Annotated in this window: 17 protein-coding genes; 9 read left to right on the plus strand and 8 right to left on the minus strand. The window is 37.9% G+C overall.

The features are described from left to right. The 8 genes from H5180_RS18945 to H5180_RS18980 form a co-directional block, all read right to left on the minus strand. Positions 1-5,964 (minus strand): conjugal transfer protein TraG N-terminal domain-containing protein (locus tag H5180_RS18945; RefSeq protein ID WP_182758824.1); only part of this gene is annotated, 5,964 nt, incomplete at its 3' end. Positions 5,965-5,967: 3 nt separating this feature from the next. Beyond that, positions 5,968-7,377 carry a conjugal transfer protein TraH gene (locus H5180_RS18950; protein ID WP_182758825.1) on the minus strand — a complete coding sequence of 470 codons (1,410 nt, stop codon included), beginning with the start codon at positions 7,375-7,377 and terminating at the stop codon, positions 5,968-5,970. After that, the gene (gene traF, locus H5180_RS18955) at positions 7,377-8,384 is read right to left on the minus strand and encodes a conjugal transfer protein TraF (protein ID WP_182758826.1); all 1,008 of its coding nucleotides are present in this window, start codon (positions 8,382-8,384) and stop codon (positions 7,377-7,379) included. Before traF ends, H5180_RS18950 begins: the two co-directional genes overlap by 1 nt. A 178-nt stretch (positions 8,385-8,562) precedes the next feature. After that, positions 8,563-9,081, minus strand: coding sequence for a hypothetical protein (locus H5180_RS18960; RefSeq protein ID WP_182758827.1), 519 nt, complete (start codon positions 9,079-9,081; stop codon positions 8,563-8,565). 95 nt (positions 9,082-9,176) lie between these two features. Then, the gene (locus tag H5180_RS18965) at positions 9,177-9,758 is read right to left on the minus strand and encodes a FlhC family transcriptional regulator (protein WP_182758828.1); all 582 of its coding nucleotides are present in this window, start codon (positions 9,756-9,758) and stop codon (positions 9,177-9,179) included. Between the two features lies 1 nt (position 9,759). After that, a complete protein-coding gene (locus H5180_RS18970) occupies positions 9,760-10,080 on the minus strand; it encodes a hypothetical protein (protein WP_182758829.1) in 321 nt (106 codons plus the stop codon). Positions 10,081-10,331: 251 nt separating this feature from the next. Then, positions 10,332-10,688, minus strand: a complete 357-nt coding sequence (locus H5180_RS18975) for a hypothetical protein (RefSeq protein WP_182758830.1) — start codon at positions 10,686-10,688, stop codon at positions 10,332-10,334. A 3-nt stretch (positions 10,689-10,691) separates the two neighbouring features. Further along, positions 10,692-11,735 (minus strand): ParM/StbA family protein, encoded by a 1,044-nt coding sequence (locus H5180_RS18980; protein WP_182758831.1) that lies wholly within the window; start codon positions 11,733-11,735, stop codon positions 10,692-10,694. A gap of 1,245 nt (positions 11,736-12,980) precedes the next feature. Between H5180_RS18980 and H5180_RS18985 the strand changes: the two genes are divergently transcribed. From H5180_RS18985 to H5180_RS19025, 9 genes are all read left to right on the plus strand, one after another. Further along, entirely contained in the window at positions 12,981-13,481 is a 501-nt protein-coding gene (locus tag H5180_RS18985; protein WP_182758832.1) for a conjugative transfer protein MobI(A/C), read from the plus strand. Continuing rightward, positions 13,471-14,220 carry a hypothetical protein gene (locus H5180_RS18990; RefSeq protein ID WP_182758833.1) on the plus strand — a complete coding sequence of 250 codons (750 nt, stop codon included), beginning with the start codon at positions 13,471-13,473 and terminating at the stop codon, positions 14,218-14,220. The genes H5180_RS18985 and H5180_RS18990 overlap by 11 nt, the downstream gene beginning before the upstream one ends. Then, a complete protein-coding gene (mobH, locus tag H5180_RS18995) occupies positions 14,220-16,766 on the plus strand; it encodes a MobH family relaxase (protein ID WP_182758834.1) in 2,547 nt (848 codons plus the stop codon). The genes H5180_RS18990 and mobH overlap by 1 nt, the downstream gene beginning before the upstream one ends. After that, entirely contained in the window at positions 16,759-18,780 is a 2,022-nt protein-coding gene (traD, locus tag H5180_RS19000; RefSeq protein WP_182758835.1) for a conjugative transfer system coupling protein TraD, read from the plus strand. The genes mobH and traD overlap by 8 nt, the downstream gene beginning before the upstream one ends. Beyond that, on the plus strand, positions 18,771-19,859 hold the full coding sequence (locus tag H5180_RS19005) for a hypothetical protein (RefSeq protein ID WP_182758836.1): 1,089 nt from the start codon (positions 18,771-18,773) through the stop codon (positions 19,857-19,859). Before traD ends, H5180_RS19005 begins: the two co-directional genes overlap by 10 nt. After that, on the plus strand, positions 19,856-20,506 hold the full coding sequence (locus H5180_RS19010) for a hypothetical protein (protein WP_182758837.1): 651 nt from the start codon (positions 19,856-19,858) through the stop codon (positions 20,504-20,506). Before H5180_RS19005 ends, H5180_RS19010 begins: the two co-directional genes overlap by 4 nt. Positions 20,507-21,196: 690 nt before the next feature. After that, a complete protein-coding gene (locus H5180_RS19015; protein ID WP_182758838.1) occupies positions 21,197-21,541 on the plus strand; it encodes a hypothetical protein in 345 nt (114 codons plus the stop codon). A gap of 155 nt (positions 21,542-21,696) precedes the next feature. After that, entirely contained in the window at positions 21,697-21,996 is a 300-nt protein-coding gene (gene traL, locus H5180_RS19020; RefSeq protein WP_024595919.1) for a type IV conjugative transfer system protein TraL, read from the plus strand. Positions 21,997-22,007: 11 nt separating this feature from the next. After that, a complete protein-coding gene (locus H5180_RS19025; RefSeq protein WP_182758839.1) occupies positions 22,008-22,658 on the plus strand; it encodes a TraE/TraK family type IV conjugative transfer system protein in 651 nt (216 codons plus the stop codon). Positions 22,659-22,663: the final 5 nt, after the last annotated feature.

Below are 22,663 nucleotides of genomic sequence, written 5' to 3' on the forward strand. Positions count from 1 at the left end.
TTGAGCCGTTGAAGCCGTAGCCGCCGTATTCAGCGGGGCATTGCCTGTACCAAAATCGGTAGCTTTCACGTTTTGCCCATTATCAGCTTGATCTGCATTTAGTGAGCTTTCACTGCCAGCCTGAGTATTGTCAGCTTTTGTTTGAGTAGGCTCAGTCACTTGCTGAGTAGCATTGGCTTGAGCTGTTGAAGCAGCACCCGTATTCAGCAGGGCATTGCCTGTACCAACATTGGTAGCTTTCACGTTTTGGCTATTATCAGCTTGATCTGCATTTAGTGAGCTTTCACTGCCAGCCTGAGCACTATCTGCCTTTGGTTGAGTAGGTTCATTCACTTGCTGAGTCGCGTTAGCTTGAGCCGTTGAAGCCGTAGCCGCCGTATTCAGCGGGGCATTGCCTGTACCAAAATCGGTAGCTTTCACGTTTTGCCCATTATCAGCTTGATCTGCATTTAGTGAGCTTTCACTGCCAGCCTGAGCACTATCTGCCTTTGGTTGAGTAGGTTCATTCACTTGTTGAGTAGCGTTAGCTTGCGAAGTTGAAGCCGTAGCCGCCGTATTCAGCGGCGTATTGCCTGTACCAACACCAGTAGCTTTCACATTTTGTGCATTATCAGCTTTTGGCTTTGGTGCATCAGTCACTTGTTGAGTCGCGTTAGCTTGCGCAGTTGAAGCTGTAGCCGCCGTATTCAACGATGCATTGCCTGTATTAACCTCGGCATCATTCACGTTTTGAGCGTTATCAGCTTGAACATCATTTAATGAGTTATCACTGTCAGCCTGAGCATTATCTGCTTTTGGTTGAGTAGGCTCAGACACTTGCTGAGTAGCATTGGCTTGAGCTGTTGAAGCAGCACCCGTATTCAGCGGTGCATTGCTTGTACCAACATCGTCAGTTTTCTCGTTCTGGGCTTGTTCACTATTTAGTGAGTTTGCATTATCTACTTTTGGTTGTGTAGGCTCATTCACTTGCTGATTCGCGTTAGCTTGCAAAGTTGAAGCCGTAGCGCCTGTATTCAGCGGTGCATTGCTTGTAGCAGCATCAGCTTTCACGTTCTGAGCGTTATTAGCTTTTGGTTGAGTAGCATCATTCACTTGCTGAGTCGCGTTAGCTTGCGCAGTTGAAGCAGTAGCCCCTGTATTCAGCGATGCATTGCTTGTACCAACATCGGTAGTTTTCTCGTTCTGGGCTTGTTCACTATTTAGTGAGTTTGCATTATCTACTTTTGGTTGTGTAGGCTCATTCACTTGCTGAGTCGCGTTAGCTTGCGAAGTTGAAGCCGTAGCGCCTGTATTCAGCGGTGCATTGCTTGTACCAACATCGGTAGTTTTCTCGTTCTGGGCTTGTTCACTATTTAGTGAGTTTGCATTATCTGCTTTTAGTTGAGTAGGCCCATTAACTTCTTGAGTCGCGTTAGCTTGAGCAGTTGAAGCAGTAGCCCCTGTATTCAGCGGTGCATTGCTTGTAGCAGCATCAGCTTTCACGTTCTGAGCGTTATCAGCTTTTGGTTGTGTAAGCCCATTAACTTCTTGAGTGGCGTTAGCTTGAGCAGTTAAAGGAGCAGCACCCGTATTAAGTGGCGCCTTACCTTTACCAACATCGTTAGCATTCGCGTTCTGATCGTTATCTACTTTTGGTTGTGAAGTATAACCATCAATAGAAGAAGTATTTCTTGGGACAGAAGAAGAACTATCAACGCCTTGTATCTGTTTTTCTGCCGCTTCATCACTTACTTTTGACTGATTAGTGTTAGTTTGTGAATTTACATAATTCAATAGACCAGGAACACCAACTGCGAATGCTGATACACCCATAGATAATGGTATTTCGCTATTATCAAACTGAGCTGTATTTGAAGACCCTTCAGGTGCCTCAGGCGGTTTAGCACTAGTATTACTAGTCGGATTTACACTAGATGGCTCTTTACTCTCTATAGGTGACATATAAGCATCACCTTGCTTATAGGAATAACCATTGTCCTTTTCATTTTTATAAACAAATGAACCATCTTCATTTTGTGATTGTAAAGTAAATCTACCGTTATCTGTCTTGAATGTTGATACAGGTGATTTACTAGAGCTTACTTCCGTTGGTACATCGACATTATTTGTTTTTTGTATTTCATTCCCGTCAGAATACGGTGAAAGGGATGAGAGACCCTGCCTATTATATGCTTCATTAGCTTGATTAAGAATATCGTTGAAGTATGGTTTAAAGTTTTTTGGTAATTCTTCGTCTGGTATTGAGTCCAAAGCACCCCGAAGTTCATCAGAGTTTTGATAAACACTTCTTAATAAATTGTTGTCTCCGCCCCTCAACATTTTGTCTATAGTTACATCATTCATATTAATATAAGGATTACCCGGAACGGTTTCATTTCTGTCAAGAAGTGAAGTAAATGCTTTAGCTGCTGATGTTGAATTATAACCTTCTTCATTAGAACTCATTATATGTGCTGCATTTTCTTTGAATGAATTCAACGCAGCTGTAGGAGCTGATTCATCTTTATCATAACTAACACCAGTACCAAATAAGGTATTTTTATCCGCTTTATCAACCCCATTTTTGTATGATTGATTATTGTTTATAAGATCGACTTTGTTGGCTTCATAAGGGAATTGAGCCCCGACAGTACCACCTTTACCGGCCATCAAGCCCACTGCATCCATTGTAGATGCATAGCTAAAACCATTTTTACCACCCATTTCCATTACACTGTTAATATCGCGACCTAGGGATGTATTACTTAACGCTTGCTCTCCAGCTTTAAATGCTAATGTAGAGCCGCTAAATTCATCTAACTCGCCAGCACCTAAACCTACAATAAAAGAGTCGTTGCCAGATTGTGTATTAGTCAAATAATCAGCTGCATGTGACATTTGTGCTATTGATTTCATATCATCAAATGAAGCTATGCCGGTATTCACGCGACCAAACATATCTTGGACCTCAGAAGGCGATTTTGTATTCAATGCTTGAGTACCTTCATAAACACTCTTTTCGTCATAGCCTAATTCAGCAGCTCTATCAGCAGCAAATCGCGCAAATTTATCTTCTCCTTCAATCTGCCCGAACGCCCACATTGCACCGTTTAACTCTCCGCTTTTAATTCTATCGATTACATCTTGTTGGTCACCACTTAATAAAGTATGACCTTCAACACGTTTCATTGCATCAGCTTGTTTTTCAGTCATTGCCCCGTATTTTTCTTTTGAATAGTCACTTTCAGAAGGAATATCATTTTTAAAAGGCTTATCAAACTTGGACGTTTTAATCGCATTTTCGGCCTGTTTAGCATTAGAAGTATCTGTATCTAATCCTAGTAACTCAGGGGAAGCATTTTTTATCACGCCACCATCTGCTGTAGTTTCATCAAGTTTACGGTAAGAGTCATTCATCATACTTAGCGCATTAAGCTGAGATGGTGTTGCGCCATTTGATTGGGCATTGTCGGATACAACTTGGCTCCAATCAGCAAGCATATCTGCTTGGCTGTTAACATCATCGATAGACTGCGGTTGTTTTGCTAATGTGTCGTCAAGTATAGACAGCATACCTCCGTAACCTGCTTGCGCTGGACCTGCTAACTCAGCGCCTTCTTTTTGATATTTATCTTTGAGGTAATCTTTTTTACTATCAACTGAGCCACCAGCATCATTACCCACTAATGATTTAACTTGATCGTCGGATAGACCATCAATATAAGTATCTAAAGATTTGCCATCTACAAGGGGTGCTAAAGCTTCATTATTTAGCGCTTGACTAAATTTAAGACCATTACTTGAGTTATACATTTCACCTAAGTTAGTTGAAAGTTCTCGTGATTGTGCAATTTGCTCTTGTAATTTATGCCCTTTATTTAAACTTTCTTGAAAACTTTCGCTTTGTTGATTTGATTCGGAAATATTGTAAGCACCTTGCTCACTATTAGTTGTTTGCCCCTTGTGGCTTTCTGCTACATCTTCCAGAAGCTTTTGGGCTGAACTATCTTTAATACCAAATTTAGTCATATCCATATTTGATAAATTTGATGAAACGCCTGCGTTCACACCAAGCTTAAAAGGAGTAGGAGCACCACCTATCGCAGAATAATCTTTATACGTATTAACGCCGCCAGCTACTGAAATTCCTGCTTGCCCCATAATTTGGAATGCGGCTTGGCTAGCTGCATCGGAAGAAATATTTTGGCCTTCTTCGAGTGACCTTTTCAATGCAACGGTTTTTTCGGCCGTATTCATATCACTCCAAGTCTTGTTTTTTGATCCTGCAACTACATCTGCGTTTTGTTCAAGCGACGCCATAGCAGTTGATGCAGTCTGCTCATATGCTTGGGTTTTTGATTGAACATCTTTCTCGGCAATGGATGTTGAATTACCTAATGAATTATTAATACCAGAATCTATATTTACGTTTGCAAAACGACCCGAATCACTTGATTTCACGTTAGCTTCAACAGCTCCAGTGCCAGCGTTGTATGTATTGCTGTGCGTACCCATACTTTGCGCACCATCAGACCACGAACTTGATAACCTTGGCGCAATATTTGTACCATCAACACTGCCTTTACCAGTTGGATTAACTGAACTCATAACACCCATTAGTGAGTGAACACCACCGTAAAGTAAAAACATTGCAAGCATTGGTATTGCAGCGGTTAATGCCGAAGCTACACCTAAGAACCCTTCAACTTCCGATATTACAGCGGGCATAGCTCCCATTGAGAATGGGTCCATCTGAGCGAAACTAGTAGATACTGAGAATGCTTTTTCTGCTGCTTTATATGTAAACAAATCAACAAAAACTTTAATGAAACCCCATAAGTTAACGAACAAGATAAGGTACATGTATTTGCCTATCATGGCGAAACCAGCGCCCCCCATAACAGATAATAGAATCATTACAGGCCCAATAAAGAACGTAAACATTTCAAATACAGAAATCATTGGAATCATGTAGTTCATGAACAAAGAGCGTTCACCTGCTTGCTCGTACAAACGTTTTTGCATTGACTCAAAGACCATTTTATTAACCCACGGGCTATCTTGGCCTTGTAGAGCCTCATAAGTATGAAAAGCAAGAAAACGACCTGCCATTACTTCATATGGATTAGGGCTGGCCATACCACCACCAGTCAAAAGGCTATATGCAGCAGTTATAGAAGGAGCATCAACACCGCGCGCTTCATAATAACTAGAAACCATAGTAGGGAATTTACCCGTATTTATATGGGCGTATATCTTGTTATAAGCCACGTCACACGATAGATACTCTCCATCAGGACTATTATTTAAAAATATTCTAGTGTAGTAGTCAGGGTATGTAACCTTAATTTTATCAATTACCTTGTCTAATCTAGCTGCATCTAATCCACCCATATTCCCATTTGGATTACCTGTACTTAATAGCTGATCAGGTATATAGCAATCATTTATATAATTTTTGATAGATGTCTTAAAATCGTACTGTCCCGGATGATCTAAGGAGTTTATAACGGGTGACATAGGAATAGAATGGAGTCTTACAAGTGCTCCTAATGGATCTGCGGGTGCATTACTGCCCATTGAAGGTGTTGTGAAGTTGTTTGCAGCTAAATCACGTAAGCCACCAATTAAATTCGTACCAGCCCAAGAAGGAACAGCTACTAAGAACGGTACATTTGAGACAGTCCGAACATCAAGCGAACTAGTTGAAACTGATTGTAGATGAACAGTAAAACGCGGGGATAGAGGGCCTACAAACATAATAAAGCCCATAACGCCGAAGACAAACTCTTTAAAAGGGTAAGGTGAGCGTTCTGGATCTAGAATATACTTAAAGTATGATAGAAATAGAGTTAGGAATATTAAAACTCCTGCACCAGTTTGTATTTGATCGTAAGTCGAACCAGCGTTAAACATACGGGCTACAGCAACAAGAGTATCATTCGCAAACTCTAAATCACCTTGTAAATAAACATTTAAGTCCATATATCACCCTTTAGTCTGTTTGGTTATAGCAGAGATTTGCACTACTGTTTGGAGGGCTTGGGTGCTCTCTGTATTACTTGCATATATCTTTTTGCTTACAAGCTCGTACTGTTTGCTAAAGTCTCGGTATGCAATTTCATACTCCTTTTTTAAAGATGTACCTGAGTTATACATATTTTCTTTAGCCGAAGCGGTCATTGCATAAACTTTGCTGACTTGATTAAAAATTTCCTCGTTAAGTTGTCTCAACAACAATGTAGCTGCATAGTTCGCAATATCGTCTATGTTTATATGGTTCTCTTTAGCAAATACTGCCCAACGTACATATGGGAAAGTGAATATTTTAGCAAAGCGCTTCTCCTCTGCGTTAAGAGGTGTTTGACTTAAATATTTAGCAAAAATACCAGGACTACCTGCTTCTCCAACAAGTCTCGCTTTTACTACCATCTCTAATGGAGTAAAGCTCACTGTTTCTGTTTCAACATTTAAACAGCGATATTCGCCACCTATAGGAATAGTTTCAGTTCCACAACTTCTAATTTTTATCGGTACAGCTGTTTTCCCAAAAATGAAATCTGAATAATTAGCAGGTCCAGTGTTATCAACTCCAGGTTCTGCATCTACATCAGTGGCACCATTTTCAAACTTAATAACTTTGGTACCTAATAAAGTCATTAACATAGATGCCATTTTTTTCTTCTGCGTATCACCTTTGAACTCAAGCGCATCCAAAAAAGGTGTTGATGAAGTTGGGTTTAATATGGTAACAGCTTGATACACTGAATTACCTTCAAGAGTTAGCTTTCTGGTGTTTAAATCTTTCTTTTCATTTGTATTTTTATCGCCAAGAATAGAACCAGCCCAACTAGTAACAGAACCAACTTTTGAGGCCATATCGGAACTAATAAGGCTTTCTTGCATTACCAACCTATCTTCACCAACATATTCGTTATTAGCTAAGAAGGTTTGAGATTCAGCGCAGGCATTTCGAGCCAGTTCATTAAATCGCTGTAATTTATTTTGTAAGTTTTCCATTTCTGCAGCACATGTTGAGCAGATATTATTAATTGCTAGTTTAAAAAAGTAAGCAGCTGCACCTTGAGCTACCGCTCTACCAACTTGAACTAGCTCGTCGCCAGATATTAGACCAAACGAACCTCCGTATAGATCTACGCCACCACAACCTACGGACATAGATGGACTTTCCAATGAAACGACATCAATTGTAGGCTGATTCCAACGAGCAGAAAATTGACCTACCCCCCAGTTATTGCCACTAGCAACGTCAACTTGATATGGACCTAAATCATTTTGATACGAATCAAATAAGTCTTTCATTCCTGCATTAGCATTTAGAGAGCTTGTTAACATGCACAAGCTAACAAAAATTCCAATTCTTTTTAATTTCATCATTATTCCCCAGAAAGAGAGTTAAATAATTGAGCACCTACTGGCTTAGAATCAGCTAATTTCGATTTAAGTATTTCAGCTAAATAACCAGGGTCATTCTCAATTAATTCTGCATCAGCTAACATAGTTCCATCCGTATCGGTCAGCACATTTATCTCCCGAACGTTTTGAGTTTGTTGATACTGTTCATCGGTAATTACATTTTTTAATCGGGCGGATAAAAGAATACGATCTTGCATTAGAGGTAACGTAGTTAAGCCTTCACCTATTTTGGTGAAACCGCTACCGTCATTAAGAGCCATAAACATGGTTGGTGTGAACTGAACGCCAAAGCGTTCAGCAACATTTGTTGTATCAACCACGACTTCAATATCTTCCATGTCGGGCAATACTGACCCATCCATTGAGATACCAAGTACATTCATACCAAAGCGTATTTTTAATTCTTTTAATAACGGGAGTTGTTTTTTGCAATAGGCGCAATTAGACGAGAAGAAAAACCATAAATGAGACTTTTCATTGATTGCACTAATAACATTGCTTATGGCTTTTTTGGTGTCATCTTTAAATACGTTTAATGAAAACGTGGACATAGGGCGACGTTTTGATTCATCTAATTCAGATTCGAACTGATTAAATTCCATTGTTTTAGTAGCAAATCGTGAGCTAATATCGAGCATATAACGCTGCACATACATGTAGCGTGCAATGTTTTCCCTGGTTGGGTTATTAATAGCGGCTTCTTGATACTCAGGTATTTTTGATTTGAGCCAAGCAACATCTAAGCGTACTTTTTCTTCTTTTTTCTCTTCTTCTGGCTTAGTTTCAGCTGCTGGTACTGCCGGCTTTTCTTTTTCTGGCTCATCTTCAGGTTCTACAGGTGGATCTTCAAACCAATACCACCCTCTGTACTTATCGCCATAAAAAGGAGAGTTTGTTGAAGTTGATGATGCAGCTGAAGCATTAAAGCAAGTTGCAAGTAGTAAAGTAGCTAATATAGTGTTTTTCAAAATGACCCCCAATATTCAATTGAGCCATTTTCATATTAATATAGGAAATTTTGAAATATTAGAGAGTACAAATATGCCACCTCTAATCATTCAACAGCCAAAAAAGGAGGAGGGGAGAGTTAATCGAAGAAATAAATAATTATGTAATAAAAAAGAGGCTTATGAGCCTCTTTTAAAATTATAAAAATTGATTTGGTATTTCACACAATGAAATTGAATTTATATTACCAACATCTGAGATTTGTTGAACAAAATGCCTGCCATTACTTGCTTGCTGAAATCGATGCCATGGAGCAGAAAATGACATTTGTTTATAATACAGTTCCACGCTTTGTGATAAATAAGCCTTAGTTTTTAAGAGTTCATCTGCAAAATCACCTTTTAGGCGAGAACATGTTGCCTTTACATTTACGTGATTGAAATAAAAATCAAATCCAGACAAACTTTTATCGAAGTTAGCTACTACTAAAGTTAAATATTTAGGTTTCTCTTTTTGAATTAGCACACCCGCGACATAATGCTTTTGTTCAGCATTGTTGTTTAGCCCAACATTAATTAGTGAAGCCTGCTCATCACCTAGTAAGTTAACAAAATTAATGCTTATTTGTGACTTCTTAGGAGTCATTGGATCAAGCCATTCGACAGCCTGCAAAGGTAGTGTGGCAATAAGAAGTAATGATAAAAAAGTTTTACGCATAAAAAAAACAACACCTTGGCACTTGAAATTGCTATTAGTATTGGTTTTCAAATATTAAAAATCAAATTTTTTAAATACGTCTCTTACATTAACTTTTAAACTTGTTGTCGCTGAGGTAAATTATCATGCATTGGAACGTCAGTTATCTGATCTTCAAATAGCCCATGTTTCTCACGTTTAGCCTTTGGAGCTTTTGCACCAGTAATATGGCACGATGCACAAAGGTTTATGTCAGAGTTGTCATCATAATGAACTACGTAAGACTTAGAACAGCAAGCACATGACGGCATAATACCAAGTAGCTGTTCACGTACTAGTGGGAAAAAGTAAAATATACGAGTAGGGTGAATTTTAGAGTTTGGGTATAATGCATTATAGGCATAGTACATGTTCAATAATTGCACACCAGTTATAGGTCTGTCTAGTTGGGTATCTTTATACATTTTTTTATATAACGATAAAATTCTGTCGGCCATCAGCCGACCTTCAGTATCTTTTACCCAACCACCTTGACCACGACGAAATTGTCTTGAAAAAGGGAGGTCTTTCCAAAAGTGTTTGATATTGTCTTTTCGTCTATGAGACAGAGCAAGTAGAATTTTCTTTTCAGTACCTAACACTGCTAAAGCGCAAATAGCTATTTCATTTTTATAAATATTAGTCAACGATATAGACATTCTATTTAACCTCAGATGCAAATATGTGGTCTATTGACCCTGCTTTTGGTTTGTTTATTTTCATAGAAGCAATAGCTTGAGTTAGGTCACTTGGTGAGCACGCTAATTTGAATAAAGGAACGCGAGAATCTGCATTTTTTAAACATGCAATATCTTGAACATGAGCATTTTTAAGAGCTGTTACAAGTTGTGAATCAATGCCAATGACACCCTCAATATCACAATCAAAATCAATAAGTGATTTAATTATTAATAACAGCTCCACATTGCAATTAAAGTAGTTATTAATTTGATCGGCAAGGTTGTTTGCATTTTCTAGCATTGCTCTAGTTCCGTTTAAAATTATTCTATGAATTTGAATTATAGATTCATAAAAGGAACATCTCAATAAAAATAACGCCACCACTTGTGACTTAGGGCGAGTTAATTTTTAATTTAGTATATAAATACTAATAGATTCAATGATTAACGAAACATCAACTTAAATTATATGAAGTAAAATAAAATTTAATAGCATTTTTTTTCTAATCGCTTTACAAAATGCCCATCCTAAAGTATTGGATAGGCAGGCCTTTAATCGGGACTTGCATTTGAATCTGTAAAATCAAAATCTTCCATGTATCTATCCAAGTAAGGTACGAGGTCAAGTTGATTTTTACCTTCCTCAACTTCTTCTACAGGCTCACTTTGGGTTTTCTCTACAGCAACAGAAGCTTTGTTCAAACTACTGTCAACCAAAGGGTGATTCGGTTGGTTAACTGATAACTTTACCTCCCCTCCATTATTAACTAGACTCTCAAATAACAAACCTTGAATGGCTAACCTAATTAACTCATTAGGGTAGCCAGATAACTGAGAATCATTAACCAAATGAATCCCAAGTTTACTTTCTCTTTTTATTCTCGCTGTTACTTTAATTATACTACTCATAGATTAACCTCTAACGACTTGTTTGCCCGCGTAGAACAGCCCCTCAACAACTGTAGTTAAATTATTTTCTAGTACAATCATTTTGTGATGTGGATATTGCGCTCTAATAGCTGGTTCAAAAGTTTTCATTGGTCCACCGAATAAAACAAAATAATCAATGTCATCACCGCTACCTACAATGTTTCTTACATAGTTTGCAGCCGTACTTGTCGAACTATTAATATTACCCGTTACGTCATATTCGATACCGAGATCATTATCTTCTTTTTTGCAAATTGGGAATGGGTATTCGTAACCTCTAACCTTTAGCTTGCCATTAGTTTTCCAGAAAGCATCATCCACTAAGCGTCTTGATAAGTTGTTAGTTAATGAAAAAGCTTTAGATAAGGTCGGTATAATTTCATTCAACACGGTTGAAAAGCCGTTCTCAGTAGCACCACTTCTTTTTTCAATTGGCGTTAATCCACGAGATGTACATACATCTAGTGTTAAGTATCCGGCATCGACACAAACAACGTTTGCTGTTTTAAAGTTTTTTTCAAACTCTTGTTTAGGTAGACTTGTCGCATAAGAAACTAATCCAGCAACCGGTTGTGGTAACACCATAGTCTTTTTAACTATTCGTTGCTTACCGCCTTTGAAATCATGCACACCTTCTGTTAATTTGATAAGCTCGTTTTTTTTTGACCAATGATTAACAGGTAGGCCAACAACAAGCAAATCAATAACACGATCATGCATTAGTGAAAGACTGCCTTTTAATAATGCTTTATATTGTTTGGAACCAACATAATGATCACTTAAAACATCATCAGAGTCTTGAGCACTTAAATAAGCGTCAGGCCCAACTTCAAAAATGTCGCCATCAATATCGACTTCTACCGTTTCACGCTTACCAATTCCCATATCGGCTTGCCCAATTCGGCTCTCATTAATTCGCCCAACAGAAGAGCTAAACGTTTTTATCACTGGCTTATCGTCACCCGACACAGTAAAACTTACTGTTCCAAACCCAACCTCAGCAGCTCTCACTATCTTCTTAGCCATTCTCTACACTCCTATATGTATTGTTCAGGCAGAGAATACACCCAGTAATTAAAAGCTTTAAATATTAGAGCACCCCAAAATGACACCTCTAAGGTTTAATTATAAAACTTATTAGTTATTAGTTGAGTGAACGAAAACCAAAAACACAGACCAATACAAAGCTATAGAACAAAAGTGGCATAATAGCGGCATAATATGGCAATGTACGATTTATAATATTGGATATGTAAATTATTTACCGACCAGCGGCATGAAAGCGGCATAAAAAGGGAGCGATATGGCGATGCGAAATTTATGGTATTGGGTATGTCAATCGCTTATCGGGAAGTGGCATGAAAGAGGCACAAAAGCGGCACAGCATTGCAATTATGACTAAGTAAATTCCATATTGTTCGCATGCAGCTTTAATTGATGAACTGCGCTACTCATTTTACCTTTCCCTCTAATTAAATACATTAGCACTTTCACAAAGTGAGCTTCATTTCTTCTTGATTGGTATATCCAGCATTATGATTGAGATGCTGAACGATAAAAAAATCGCATATTTATAATAAATAACTAAGCCAAATACGCCTCAATAATTTAGAACCACAAAAATATATAGTTTAATACCGCCCTCAATTAATGGGGTGAGATTTTTTTTACGCCCATTTTTAGGGCATTATCCCTAGTCTAAAAAATAAAAAATTATTAAAACTACCCTCAATTAATAGTGCACTTCCCTAGAACCTACCCACAATGGCGCAACTCCATTTATTTAGAGGAATTACGCTAAATTTCATACTTCTCCAAAATTAAAGTTTACAAAATATTAATTCAACAAAAAAAGAAGCCGCCCTCAATTAATAGGGTGAGATATTTATTGCGCCCATTTTTAGGGCAGGATATTAAATTAAATTGATAAAAAAAATTAAAAGCGCCCTCAATTAATTAAGACGTCACTCAAAACGCCCTTTTAGGGCATTTTACAAATCATTCTGTTCTTACCAAAAAAAGCACCAATTAAGCAAACCTCGAAAACTTAATTCTCCCCTAATTAATTGAGGGCAGTTTTGGTTAAACCGCCCGTTTAAGGGCAGTTTGATGAAACTGCCCTCAATTAGATTTTAGGGCATCAATAGTAAAAGAATACCTCACCGGAAGGTGCCCGAAATTTACAGCATGCATTTATACCCTCTGTATTTTTTTTCTCTTAAGGATAATTACGCGAAAATGACATCACGACAGAAACAAGAGTTTTGAAAAATGAACCAAGATGCATTTGAAGTTCGACAGTATTTAACTGATAAAAAAGACGACCTAGCTTTAAAGCTTGATTCGTTAGTGGATGGATATTGGGGTGTTTGGCGAGACATTAATAGACAAATCATAAGTCAAGCCGCTAATCCGGACCGAACCGATAAAGTCGGCAAGGTTGCACCGAGCATTCGCATATACAAAACCAAAAACCATAACCGAGTAACGCTCAGGTGGCGAATTTACGAAAACAGTTGGGCAAGGCTCAATGTTGCTAAAAGCAATAAGCAGACACTTCGCTACGCAAAAGAACTCAAGCGGAATAAAGATGGCACAACAAGTCGATTCCAATTAGTGAAAAACGCTGAAAGCTGGGAAGTTAGTTTAATTGATGAATTCCTAATTAAAGCGGAACCAATTATCACGCTTATTAATATGATTCATCAAAGCTTAAAGCTACTGAACAACACAAAAACTTTAGAAACTGAGGAGATACAAAATGCAGAATAAAACTGAAAATTCAATATCAGCTGAACATGTCAAGAATGAACAGGCGCAAAGAGCGGCCACAAAGCATGCTGGAAAAATGAAAACAATCACTACCATGATTAAGTATGAAACAGACCACACACATTCATATTTAAAGCTTAACGAGCATAAAATTCTAAATGCATTCGAGCGCTTAGCTGCAATTTTACGGATGGCAAAAACCTCTAGCGTTGCGTACACAAGAATAAGTGAATGGCATAGAGATATTAATTTAAGTCTTGCTCAAGCCCAGCTGGATACACTTCATGAGCACCGAGTAGAACGTGAGAAAAGTTTACCGGTTATGGGTGACCTTATAATTAATACTCCAGAAAGTTACGCCATGCAATTTGAAGTGTCTCACCCAGTAGGACTCACAATTACTCAGTTAATTGTTGCCGTGGACAAAGAGTTAAACGCAATTGAAAAATTATTTATGTTTGGTGCTTTAGATGATCTTGAGTATGAGCAAGCATGCAAACAGGCAGCAGCAATTGTTACTGGTGTAACTGACAGAATAATGAAAGTGACTTCGCCGGGTAAACGCGAAGGAGGCCAATTTAATCCGCGTTACTATTTGGAATTTTTACGTGATCCACAATTTAACATGCTTTCACTGTGTGACATTCCTTATGAGGTAGCAAAAACAATACTGACTGAAGAACAATTAGTATTAATTGTTAAAGCCAAAAATGAAGATAGTGAAAGCAAGGTAGCATAATGTCATTTGTATCCACCATGAAAATGCTATTTGGTTTATCCACTTCTACTAAGCCGGTTAACGGTGACGTAGAGGTTCTTAAAGATAAACCTAAGCCGATCCACTTACAGACCAATGTAAGTGGAGAAATTTATTTGGATATTTATAACAGGCCAGTACACGATGCTGAAGCTCAATTTTACCCACCTAAAGTAAATGGTTTGAGCGTGTTTTGTGTAGACGCCATTTTAAAGCGCTATAAAGACCAAATTATAGCGCTTGAGCAACACGTAGATATTGGGTTTCATAGAACCACTGCGGATGGTGTTAATCTTTTTGACGCGCGTTATTTGAGTGTAATTCGCAAGCTAGCGGAATATGTTCACATGCTTCCTGCATCTGAATACCACCACCATTCACAACCAGGTGGATTATTTCGGCACTCGCTAGATGCAGCTTTAATCGCTTTGCGTAAAGCAGACAATCAATTGCCTCCGACCGTTGGTAAAGTGGACTTAGATGCACAACGTCGTGTCCGTTACATGTATGCAGCGTGGGTTGGGGCGCTTTTACATGATACAGGTAAAATTTTGACAGATATGCAGGTGAGTGCGTATACAATTTTTGATGATGAAAAAAATATAAGTGTACCAATCGCGAGCTGGGGGAAACCAATTAAGCCTTGGATACCACAAATTGAAACTTTAATTGAATGGGCTACCCGCAATAAAGTAGAACGATATTTTGTCCACTTTAGAGCATCTCGTGTACACAAGGAGCACGTGTCTTCAGGTGCCACTCTGTTACCACACATATTAAAAGGAGAGGGGTTAGAGTTCATTATGGACTCCCCAGATGACTTATATAGCAATCTAACGTCTGCACTTAACGGATATGCTCACATCAATGGATACCTTGCCACAGCAATTCGTTTTGGAGATTCAGTGTCAACGGCTAAAGATGTCAAAACAATGGCAACTTCGGCTTTTGGTACCTTAAAAAAATCAAGAATGATGTCTATTGTCGACACGATGCGAAGCCTTAAAAGCAAATGGAATTTTAATGCTGAAAAAAGCCATGCTTTTGTAATTGGAGATTGTGTTTTTATTCGTTGGCAATCAGCGTTTGATGGAATCCTAAAAGCTGCACGGGCTAACCAGTTCGATGCTCTACCAAATGATACAAAGTCTCTATTAGGAATGATGGAAGATTTCAGAATAGTAGAGCCATTCGATAAAGAAAATCGCTTTGCGCTATTTGCTATAGGCAAGTTCACTGAACAAGATGTAATAAACATCATTGACGAAACAATCAGCATTAATTGGATTGAGTTGATTAAAGTGGTGTATCGCGAGTGGATATATGATTCTGACCCAGTGCACCCAAACTTAGAAGGTTTACTTTACCTTAGTGGCTCAAACAAATATTTCATTACGAAAGAAGATGGAAGCTTTACAGAGCTAAGCTTTGATACTAAAGCGCTAAGCGAAGAAAAAGAGACGGTAATTGAAGGTACGAACGAATTACATGACAAAGTTAACATTAGCACGACTAAAAAAACCGTTTCCGTTAACAATGGTGTAAACCATGTTGAGGAAAAAACCAGTACCTCCAAAACAGAAAAAACAGTTCCGCCTAAAACTGAAGTAAATACAGAGGAAAAAAAACAAGTCACGGCCAAAAAGAAAAAAATGCCAAAGCCTAAAAAACCGGAAAAAGCGAATGTTACACCAATTCTATTTGAAAACAGCACCGATACCTCTGTATTACAAACTGAACAGACAACACTTGCAGAAAAAACTGAACAGGCTGTACCTGCTCAAATAAATGAACAAACAATACCTGCGGAAAAAACTGAACAGGCTGTACCTGTGGAAATATATCAAAAGGCAATACCACCAGCTTTGGAGAACGAAAAACCTACATTCCACGAGTATGTTTTGCAAATCAATAATAAATGGTACGTAGACGTAAACAAGTACGTTGAAGCCTACAACACTAATCAAATCGAAGCTGGACAAGCGCTATTAAGCAAAGGTTTTATACGGCAAAAACTAGGTAGCTCATCCCTTGCAACACTTGTTCGGCGTCAAAAAGCAAAGTCTGTCGTTTGCTTTGAACTAACACCTTTAGGTCAGTCCTCGTTAACTGGCGCTGTTAAAAGCAGTTCAGAAACCAAAAAAGGTGTTAATACCAATTCACCTAAAGCAAAGAGTGAGACTACTAAGAAAAAAGCCACTGCCGGTAAAGATAAATCTAGTTTTCCTTTGACCGACCCAACAGAGTTTGAATTCACAACAACAAGCATCAAAGGAAGTCTTGGCGAAATCTTGCTAGCTCACAAATTTAATGTAGCTGGTGGTCCAGAACACATAGACATTATATTAAAAGAAGTAGCGTTAGTTAGCGATTCAAGCCCATCTTTTATAAAAGGGATACGTATAAGCAAACTAATCCAATTAATGAAAGCGCGCTATAAACATGACGTAAAAATTAACGACATGAGTTCATTTTCCATACAAGTCCACATACAAGATGTATCAAATACAGAGGTGTTCAGTGAGTAGTAAATACAATAGAACAGATGGGCGATACGTTGAGTTTCTATTTCGACCTATCTATGAAGTAAACACAGCAATAGCTTATGGCATTGGTGCAATAACAACTCCGTTTGTGACTTTAGGTGCATTCCAACCAGGAGCAACCGTTTCATTTGGTATTGCTGGCATACTGGCTGGTGGAAGTTATCTGTATGCTTGGAAAGCAAAACCATTAATAGAGCGTCAGTTAAAACTAAAACTCAATAGAAAAGAGTTTATGGATTGTAAACAATTACGGGAAATCAACTCGCTTGAACCAAGAATAACGAATGACAAATTTATTGACCCTAGACACAACTTTATGGGGTATGGGTTTGAATGGGGTTCAGAACATGCCAATCGTATTTATCAAGTTATGAATATGGACTCAAAATTAACGGATATAAAGCTTCCATTTTTTCTACGCAAAGCAACAGACGAATTTCAGCATGAAACTGAAGAGCTTGGTGGAAAACCCTTTATCCATGCTGTAGGCGATGAAACAGAAATAAAGGTTGTGGAAGATACTTATTTTGGGCACACACTCATATCAGGAAATATAGGTACAGGCAAAACAACACTATTACGCTTGCTTAGCCTCAACGCTATACATATGGGTGCAAAAGTAAGTTCAGCTCGCTTCAATATAAATGGCCAACAAAATAAGATCAAAAAAAGCGACAAAACAAAAAATAACAGCAAAGTAATCGTCGTTATCGATCCAAAAAACGACACTGACTGGAAAGAGTCTATCAAGCAGGAAATGGAGCACTTAGGTTATGGCGATAGGTTTTTCAGTGTACACCCAGCTGCGCAAAGTGACTCTTGTCGTATACCGTTACTAAAGAACTTTGTACGCGTCTCAGAAATTGCTGACAGAGTAGCGCCACTCATGGGAACTTCAGGGGGCAGCAAAACCTTTGAAGACTTCGCCTATGAACAAATAACATTTGTAGCTGCAGGCATGGAGTACATTGGCACACCTATTCGCTTAACTTCCATTCAAAAAGCGTTGTCTTCAGGGAAAATACCTTTCTGTGAAAAAGTGTTGCGTGTGTTTTTTGAAAGGACACTAGGACCAGGATACGAAACAAAGCTGAATATGGCTGAGTACCTTAAAAAAGGTGTAGAGGCGTGGCAAGTAATGAGCGAATACTATAAAGCTCGTTTAAGCGAGTCGCATGAGAACGCGGCTATTTTAGGTATTATTCAATTAATCGAACATCCTTCTGAGCACTTTATAAAGATGATCACATCGTTACGCCCTGTATTAACGGCGCTAACGTCAAAGCCAATGGATGATTTGTTTTCCCCTATTGATGATCCCGAAAGTGAAGATAAGCGAAGAATAGTAGATTTAGATAACCTCATGGAAAAAGGGGGGTGTCTATATATAAGTTTAGATTCAATGACTGATAATAAAACAGCAGGTTTTTTAGCGCGTTTAATTATGGCTGAGATTGCTGCTGTGTCAGGTCGTCGTTATAACAATAACGACAAGAAAGCATCACGAGTTGCTGTTTTCTTAGATGAAGCACATGCTGCACTTGAAAATAATGACAGCTTATTAAATCTCCTTGCTGTTGGTCGCGCATCATCAATCGAGCTTTATCTTGCTACACAAACAATAAGCGACATTGCAGCTAAAACCGATGAGCCTACAGCCAACAGAGTTTTAGGTTTATGTAATAACTTCATTTCATTTAGAACAACTGATCCAAAGACCCAAGAGTATGTTGCTGCGCAATTTTCAAAGACAGCAATCACAAAAGTTCAAAATCAAAGTTCATCTGGTGCATCAAGTAGCGAAAGTATATTTGCCTTCAACTCTATGCATGGTGAGCGTTCAGCTAAAGAGATGGATGATTCATTTCCAATGGGCTTAATGGGCGATTTACCAAAACTTCAATACATAGCACGGTTAGCAGATGGCCGAAAACTTAAAATGAGGCTACCAATTGTAATTAACAGCTGCCCAGAGGAGCGAGCCAAATGGTTATAGATAAGTGGCGAATTGAAAACTTTAATGGTTTAACTGCGCAAAAAACATGGCTTTCACTGAATGACATTGAAAAGCAATCATCTAAGAATGAGATACGAGCACGACTAAGTGAAAAAAATCAGGATAAGTTTTTAAAGTTATGCAGTGATAATGAAGCAGTATTGGAATTGGCAAGAAACATAGCGCTGTATGTTGGTTTACAAAACAAGATATACAAAGAACACGTATTTAGCCTCATTATGAACGGCGTTATAGACAATCTTGAAAATACAAAAGTTGAAACTCTAATTCTGGCAGTATCCGAAAAGTTATACCCAATCATTTACGCAAAAGTGTCGGGCAGGCCAAAAGGCCAGCGATTGTCAGCCTCTGTAACGTGGGATTTTACGAATGAAAGTTTATATTCGTGGATTGAAAACAATAACTTTGAGTCAATTTCAACGACTGAACTTAACGTAAAGTTAGAGTACCTGCGCAAAGATGAAGTAGGACTACTCATTTTAAATAAATTCTTTGACGCTGAATCTATTTTAAAATTCATGCATGCAGTTAAAAATAAAACACTGACAAAGAAAGCGCAATTGGTTGATTCAATCGGTGAGTCAAATATTAAAATACAATTGTCGATGATAGATACCATCAACCCGGCAGTAGTAAAAATATGTAACAAAGTCAAAGAGTACATGGGCAACATTGATATATTCAATAGTGGCGCACCTACTTATATATCCATCATTACAACATCCTTGAGCGCGTATTACGCCAAGGCTGAGATACAAGGACAATCGGCTGCGTATTTGGTTTTTTGTGAATATATTTCTAATCAATTAACTCAATTATGTTGCATGGAAATTAAATGTGAAAGTGAGGTGTGGGATTGGACTAAAGAAAGCTTGTGCGCCTGGACAAAAAGGCACCCAAAAGACAATTTAATAACATTGCACACTCCAACTAAAAAGACGAATAAAAAACTATATTTAATTTTCAATTTATTGGTATTTAATCGCGTTGATTTAAGTATTTGGGGAGTGCCGGCCACAGGCAAAAGGCAGGCAATATTTTGGGGGGATGCAGTATGAAGACTGCAATTACAAGTAAGCATACACGTTTAGAAATATTATTACTGCTCTCCTCATTATCGGTGGCGGCTATGCTGCTCATGCTGCTACTAACTGAACCAGACGAATATAAAACGAATGTACTGCAAGAGTCATATCAGATTAAAGATGCGATTTCAGAGAATGATTGGAACGTATTGCATAACGAAACCCTCTTTTTACAAGATAAATGGGTAAATGGGAGTGGGCTATACAAATGGTTTTTATCAAAGTTGATGCCTGAAAAGGACACTGAATGGGATGGTGTCATAGGTAGTACATTCCAAGAAAGACTAGCAATAAACGGGCAGATACTAGCGTATCAAATCGCTTTGCGAATAATGATGTTTAAGTATTGGCTGTTTGTATCACTTCCACTTTGTTTAGCTTTAATTTACGGCTCTGTTAACAGACACAAAGCAAACGCATATAGATTTGGCGGGGCTAAACCTAATTTGGTGCGTTTATATATAAAGATCATTTGGATTTCATTCTGTTTATTTACATTTTTTATGTTAGCGCCGAATTTTGTAGGCGTAGTGCTGCCCTATTTCCCATTTATTTTTTTGATAGGTATTGCCCTATTGATTTCAGGAATAATCCGTAATTTCCATAAAGGTACAAGTTAAAATGATTACAAATTTACTAAGATAATTTAAAAGAAAAAAAGTTGAGAAGTTAGAGTTCCACCTGAAAATTTAACACAGGCCATATCAGAGTTAACATCTACAGTTGAATCTAAGTTAGGACCAGTAGCGAAGGCTTATTCATTTTCACAGGTTTTTAAAACATTCATTATATTTGGAGGCTTCTTAACGGCCATATTAATCAACTGTAAGACAGAGACATTAGAAATAAATAAGCCTAAGTATGTATCGCAAATAATGCTTGAGGGTGAGATGACTGATGCTGGTGGCGGCTCTGGCTACAATTTAGCGAAAGATTGAGGGTGCAAAGTCAAAAGGTTTCATAGATGGGATAAGTAGCACAATAGAAGTTGAAATTGAATTAATGGAGATGACAGAGACTAAAGATGCTAAGTCAGTTAGCGCTCAAGGTTTCAGCATTAGTCGCCTAATAGGTGGAATTCTATAAATGTATACCTTAGAGGTGCGATTTTAACCCTCTGTAAAATTTAAAATAAGCCAAATTAAAGGTAATAATGATTTTGCTGAGAAGGACTAGGAACACATTAATGTGCTCCTTTAAAATTAGCATAGCTTAGAGGGGCCATTTTAGTACGCTCTAAAATTTTAAAATGAATCAATTACAGTGAATAATCACTTTGAATTAAAACCACTCATTAATCGGAGATAACCATGAGTATAGCAATTGCAAACATCGACAACATGAATAACGTTGAGACATCTAAAAAAACTAAATACCTTCTATTAGCACTAGCTATAGCATGTGTAGTGTTTTCATCACTAGCACTTGCTGCAGGTAGTGGTACTGAATGGAACTCGATATATTCAACGTTTGATGGTTGGGTAAAAGGTATTCCGGGTAAAACAATTTCACTTTTAGCATTTGGTTACTCTGTTTATAACATTACTCAACAAAACTACACTATGGCTGCTGGTGCATTCCTTGGTGCAGTATTAATGGTAAATGCTGGTTCAGTATTAGATTTAATCTTTACTGCGGGTATCCCAGGCCTTTAATAAAAAATTTAGTTTCCCTCCTTAATATAAGGCTCATTTTGAGCCTTTTTTTTTGGTCTAAATAATTAGAGGTATCAAATACACCCTCTCTAATTTTATGCATTCGTTTTTATACGGTAAATAATAGCGAATACATTTTAATGAAGGACAAACCAATGTCAGACAATCCTTTTCAATACAGAATGCCAAAACGCATTAACGAGCCACTAACTCTCATACTGTGGCCAATGCACTACGTACTTATGCCGATCATGTGTTTTGGCTTTGGCATATTAATCAACAAACCAATGGAATTGCTTACTTTTGGTTTAATTTGGTTTTTCACATTGAAATACACAGAAGAGCGTTACTCACGAGGGTTTATTCTTCATTTCCTATGGTGGCATGGCGCTTTGCCTTTTTTGAAAAAAAGTAAATATATACCTGACCCATATAGTCGTGAATATTTTCAATAGGAACTCTTTAGATGAAAAGAAGTGAAAGCAAAATTTTAAAATCCGTTAGCGAGATTAAAAAAAATCAAACTAAAAACACAATTATTCAGTACGGTCTACTTGCCATTGCAGGGGTATTAGCTTGCGCATTGGCTTTTAAAGACACTGAAGTAATCGCCACGCCACCTAATTTCACACAACCTTTAGTCGTTGCAGGTAATGTAGCCAATAAAGAATATAAATTACGATGGGCAGTTGCGGCAGCGTCGATAGCAGGGAACTTATCGAAGGACAATGCTGATTTTGTATTGAATCAACTGGATAGCATGCTTTCACCTTACTTACGGCAGCAAATATTGCCATCACTAAAAAAAGAGGTCCAAATTTTAATAGCACGGGATGCAGAGCAAACATTTGTTATTAAAGACGCGATTTACGACCCAGTAAAGGACTTAGTTTGGATCTGGGGTGACAGGACTATCAAACTAAAAGCAACGGCCAATAATATCAACTTACCTCAAAGATGGACGTATGAGTTCAGAATTAAACCTTTCTCTGAACGTGCAGCTATTACGCATTTTAACTCATACAAAGGTCTGCCAAAGAACCGTGATGTTGAATATCTGGTTGAAGAAAACCCTATGTTAACTGCTGAGCTTAAAAAAGTCATAAGTGACGATTAAGGAAT

The sequence above is a fragment of the Pseudoalteromonas sp. SR41-4 genome (assembly GCF_014163985.1).
In the GTDB taxonomy this organism is placed as follows: domain Bacteria; phylum Pseudomonadota; class Gammaproteobacteria; order Enterobacterales; family Alteromonadaceae; genus Pseudoalteromonas; species Pseudoalteromonas rhizosphaerae.

Excerpts from the sequence above, each read along its gene's own strand:
- H5180_RS18965 (WP_182758828.1), bottom strand. The coding sequence starts at position 9,758 with ATGTCTATATCGTTGACTAATATTTATAAAAATGAAATAGCTATTTGC.
- H5180_RS19010 (WP_182758837.1), top strand. The coding sequence starts at position 19,856 with ATGAAGACTGCAATTACAAGTAAGCATACACGTTTAGAAATATTATTA.
- H5180_RS19015 (WP_182758838.1), top strand. The coding sequence starts at position 21,197 with ATGAGTATAGCAATTGCAAACATCGACAACATGAATAACGTTGAGACA.
- H5180_RS19005 (WP_182758836.1), top strand. The coding sequence starts at position 18,771 with ATGGTTATAGATAAGTGGCGAATTGAAAACTTTAATGGTTTAACTGCG.
- H5180_RS18950 (WP_182758825.1), bottom strand. The coding sequence starts at position 7,377 with ATGATGAAATTAAAAAGAATTGGAATTTTTGTTAGCTTGTGCATGTTA.
- H5180_RS19025 (WP_182758839.1), top strand. The coding sequence starts at position 22,008 with ATGAAAAGAAGTGAAAGCAAAATTTTAAAATCCGTTAGCGAGATTAAA.
- mobH (WP_182758834.1), top strand. The coding sequence starts at position 14,220 with ATGTCATTTGTATCCACCATGAAAATGCTATTTGGTTTATCCACTTCT.
- H5180_RS18990 (WP_182758833.1), top strand. The coding sequence starts at position 13,471 with ATGCAGAATAAAACTGAAAATTCAATATCAGCTGAACATGTCAAGAAT.
- traL (WP_024595919.1), top strand. The coding sequence starts at position 21,697 with ATGTCAGACAATCCTTTTCAATACAGAATGCCAAAACGCATTAACGAG.
- H5180_RS18985 (WP_182758832.1), top strand. The coding sequence starts at position 12,981 with ATGAACCAAGATGCATTTGAAGTTCGACAGTATTTAACTGATAAAAAA.
- H5180_RS18980 (WP_182758831.1), bottom strand. The coding sequence starts at position 11,735 with ATGGCTAAGAAGATAGTGAGAGCTGCTGAGGTTGGGTTTGGAACAGTA.
- H5180_RS18975 (WP_182758830.1), bottom strand. The coding sequence starts at position 10,688 with ATGAGTAGTATAATTAAAGTAACAGCGAGAATAAAAAGAGAAAGTAAA.
- H5180_RS18970 (WP_182758829.1), bottom strand. The coding sequence starts at position 10,080 with ATGCTAGAAAATGCAAACAACCTTGCCGATCAAATTAATAACTACTTT.
- H5180_RS18960 (WP_182758827.1), bottom strand. The coding sequence starts at position 9,081 with ATGCGTAAAACTTTTTTATCATTACTTCTTATTGCCACACTACCTTTG.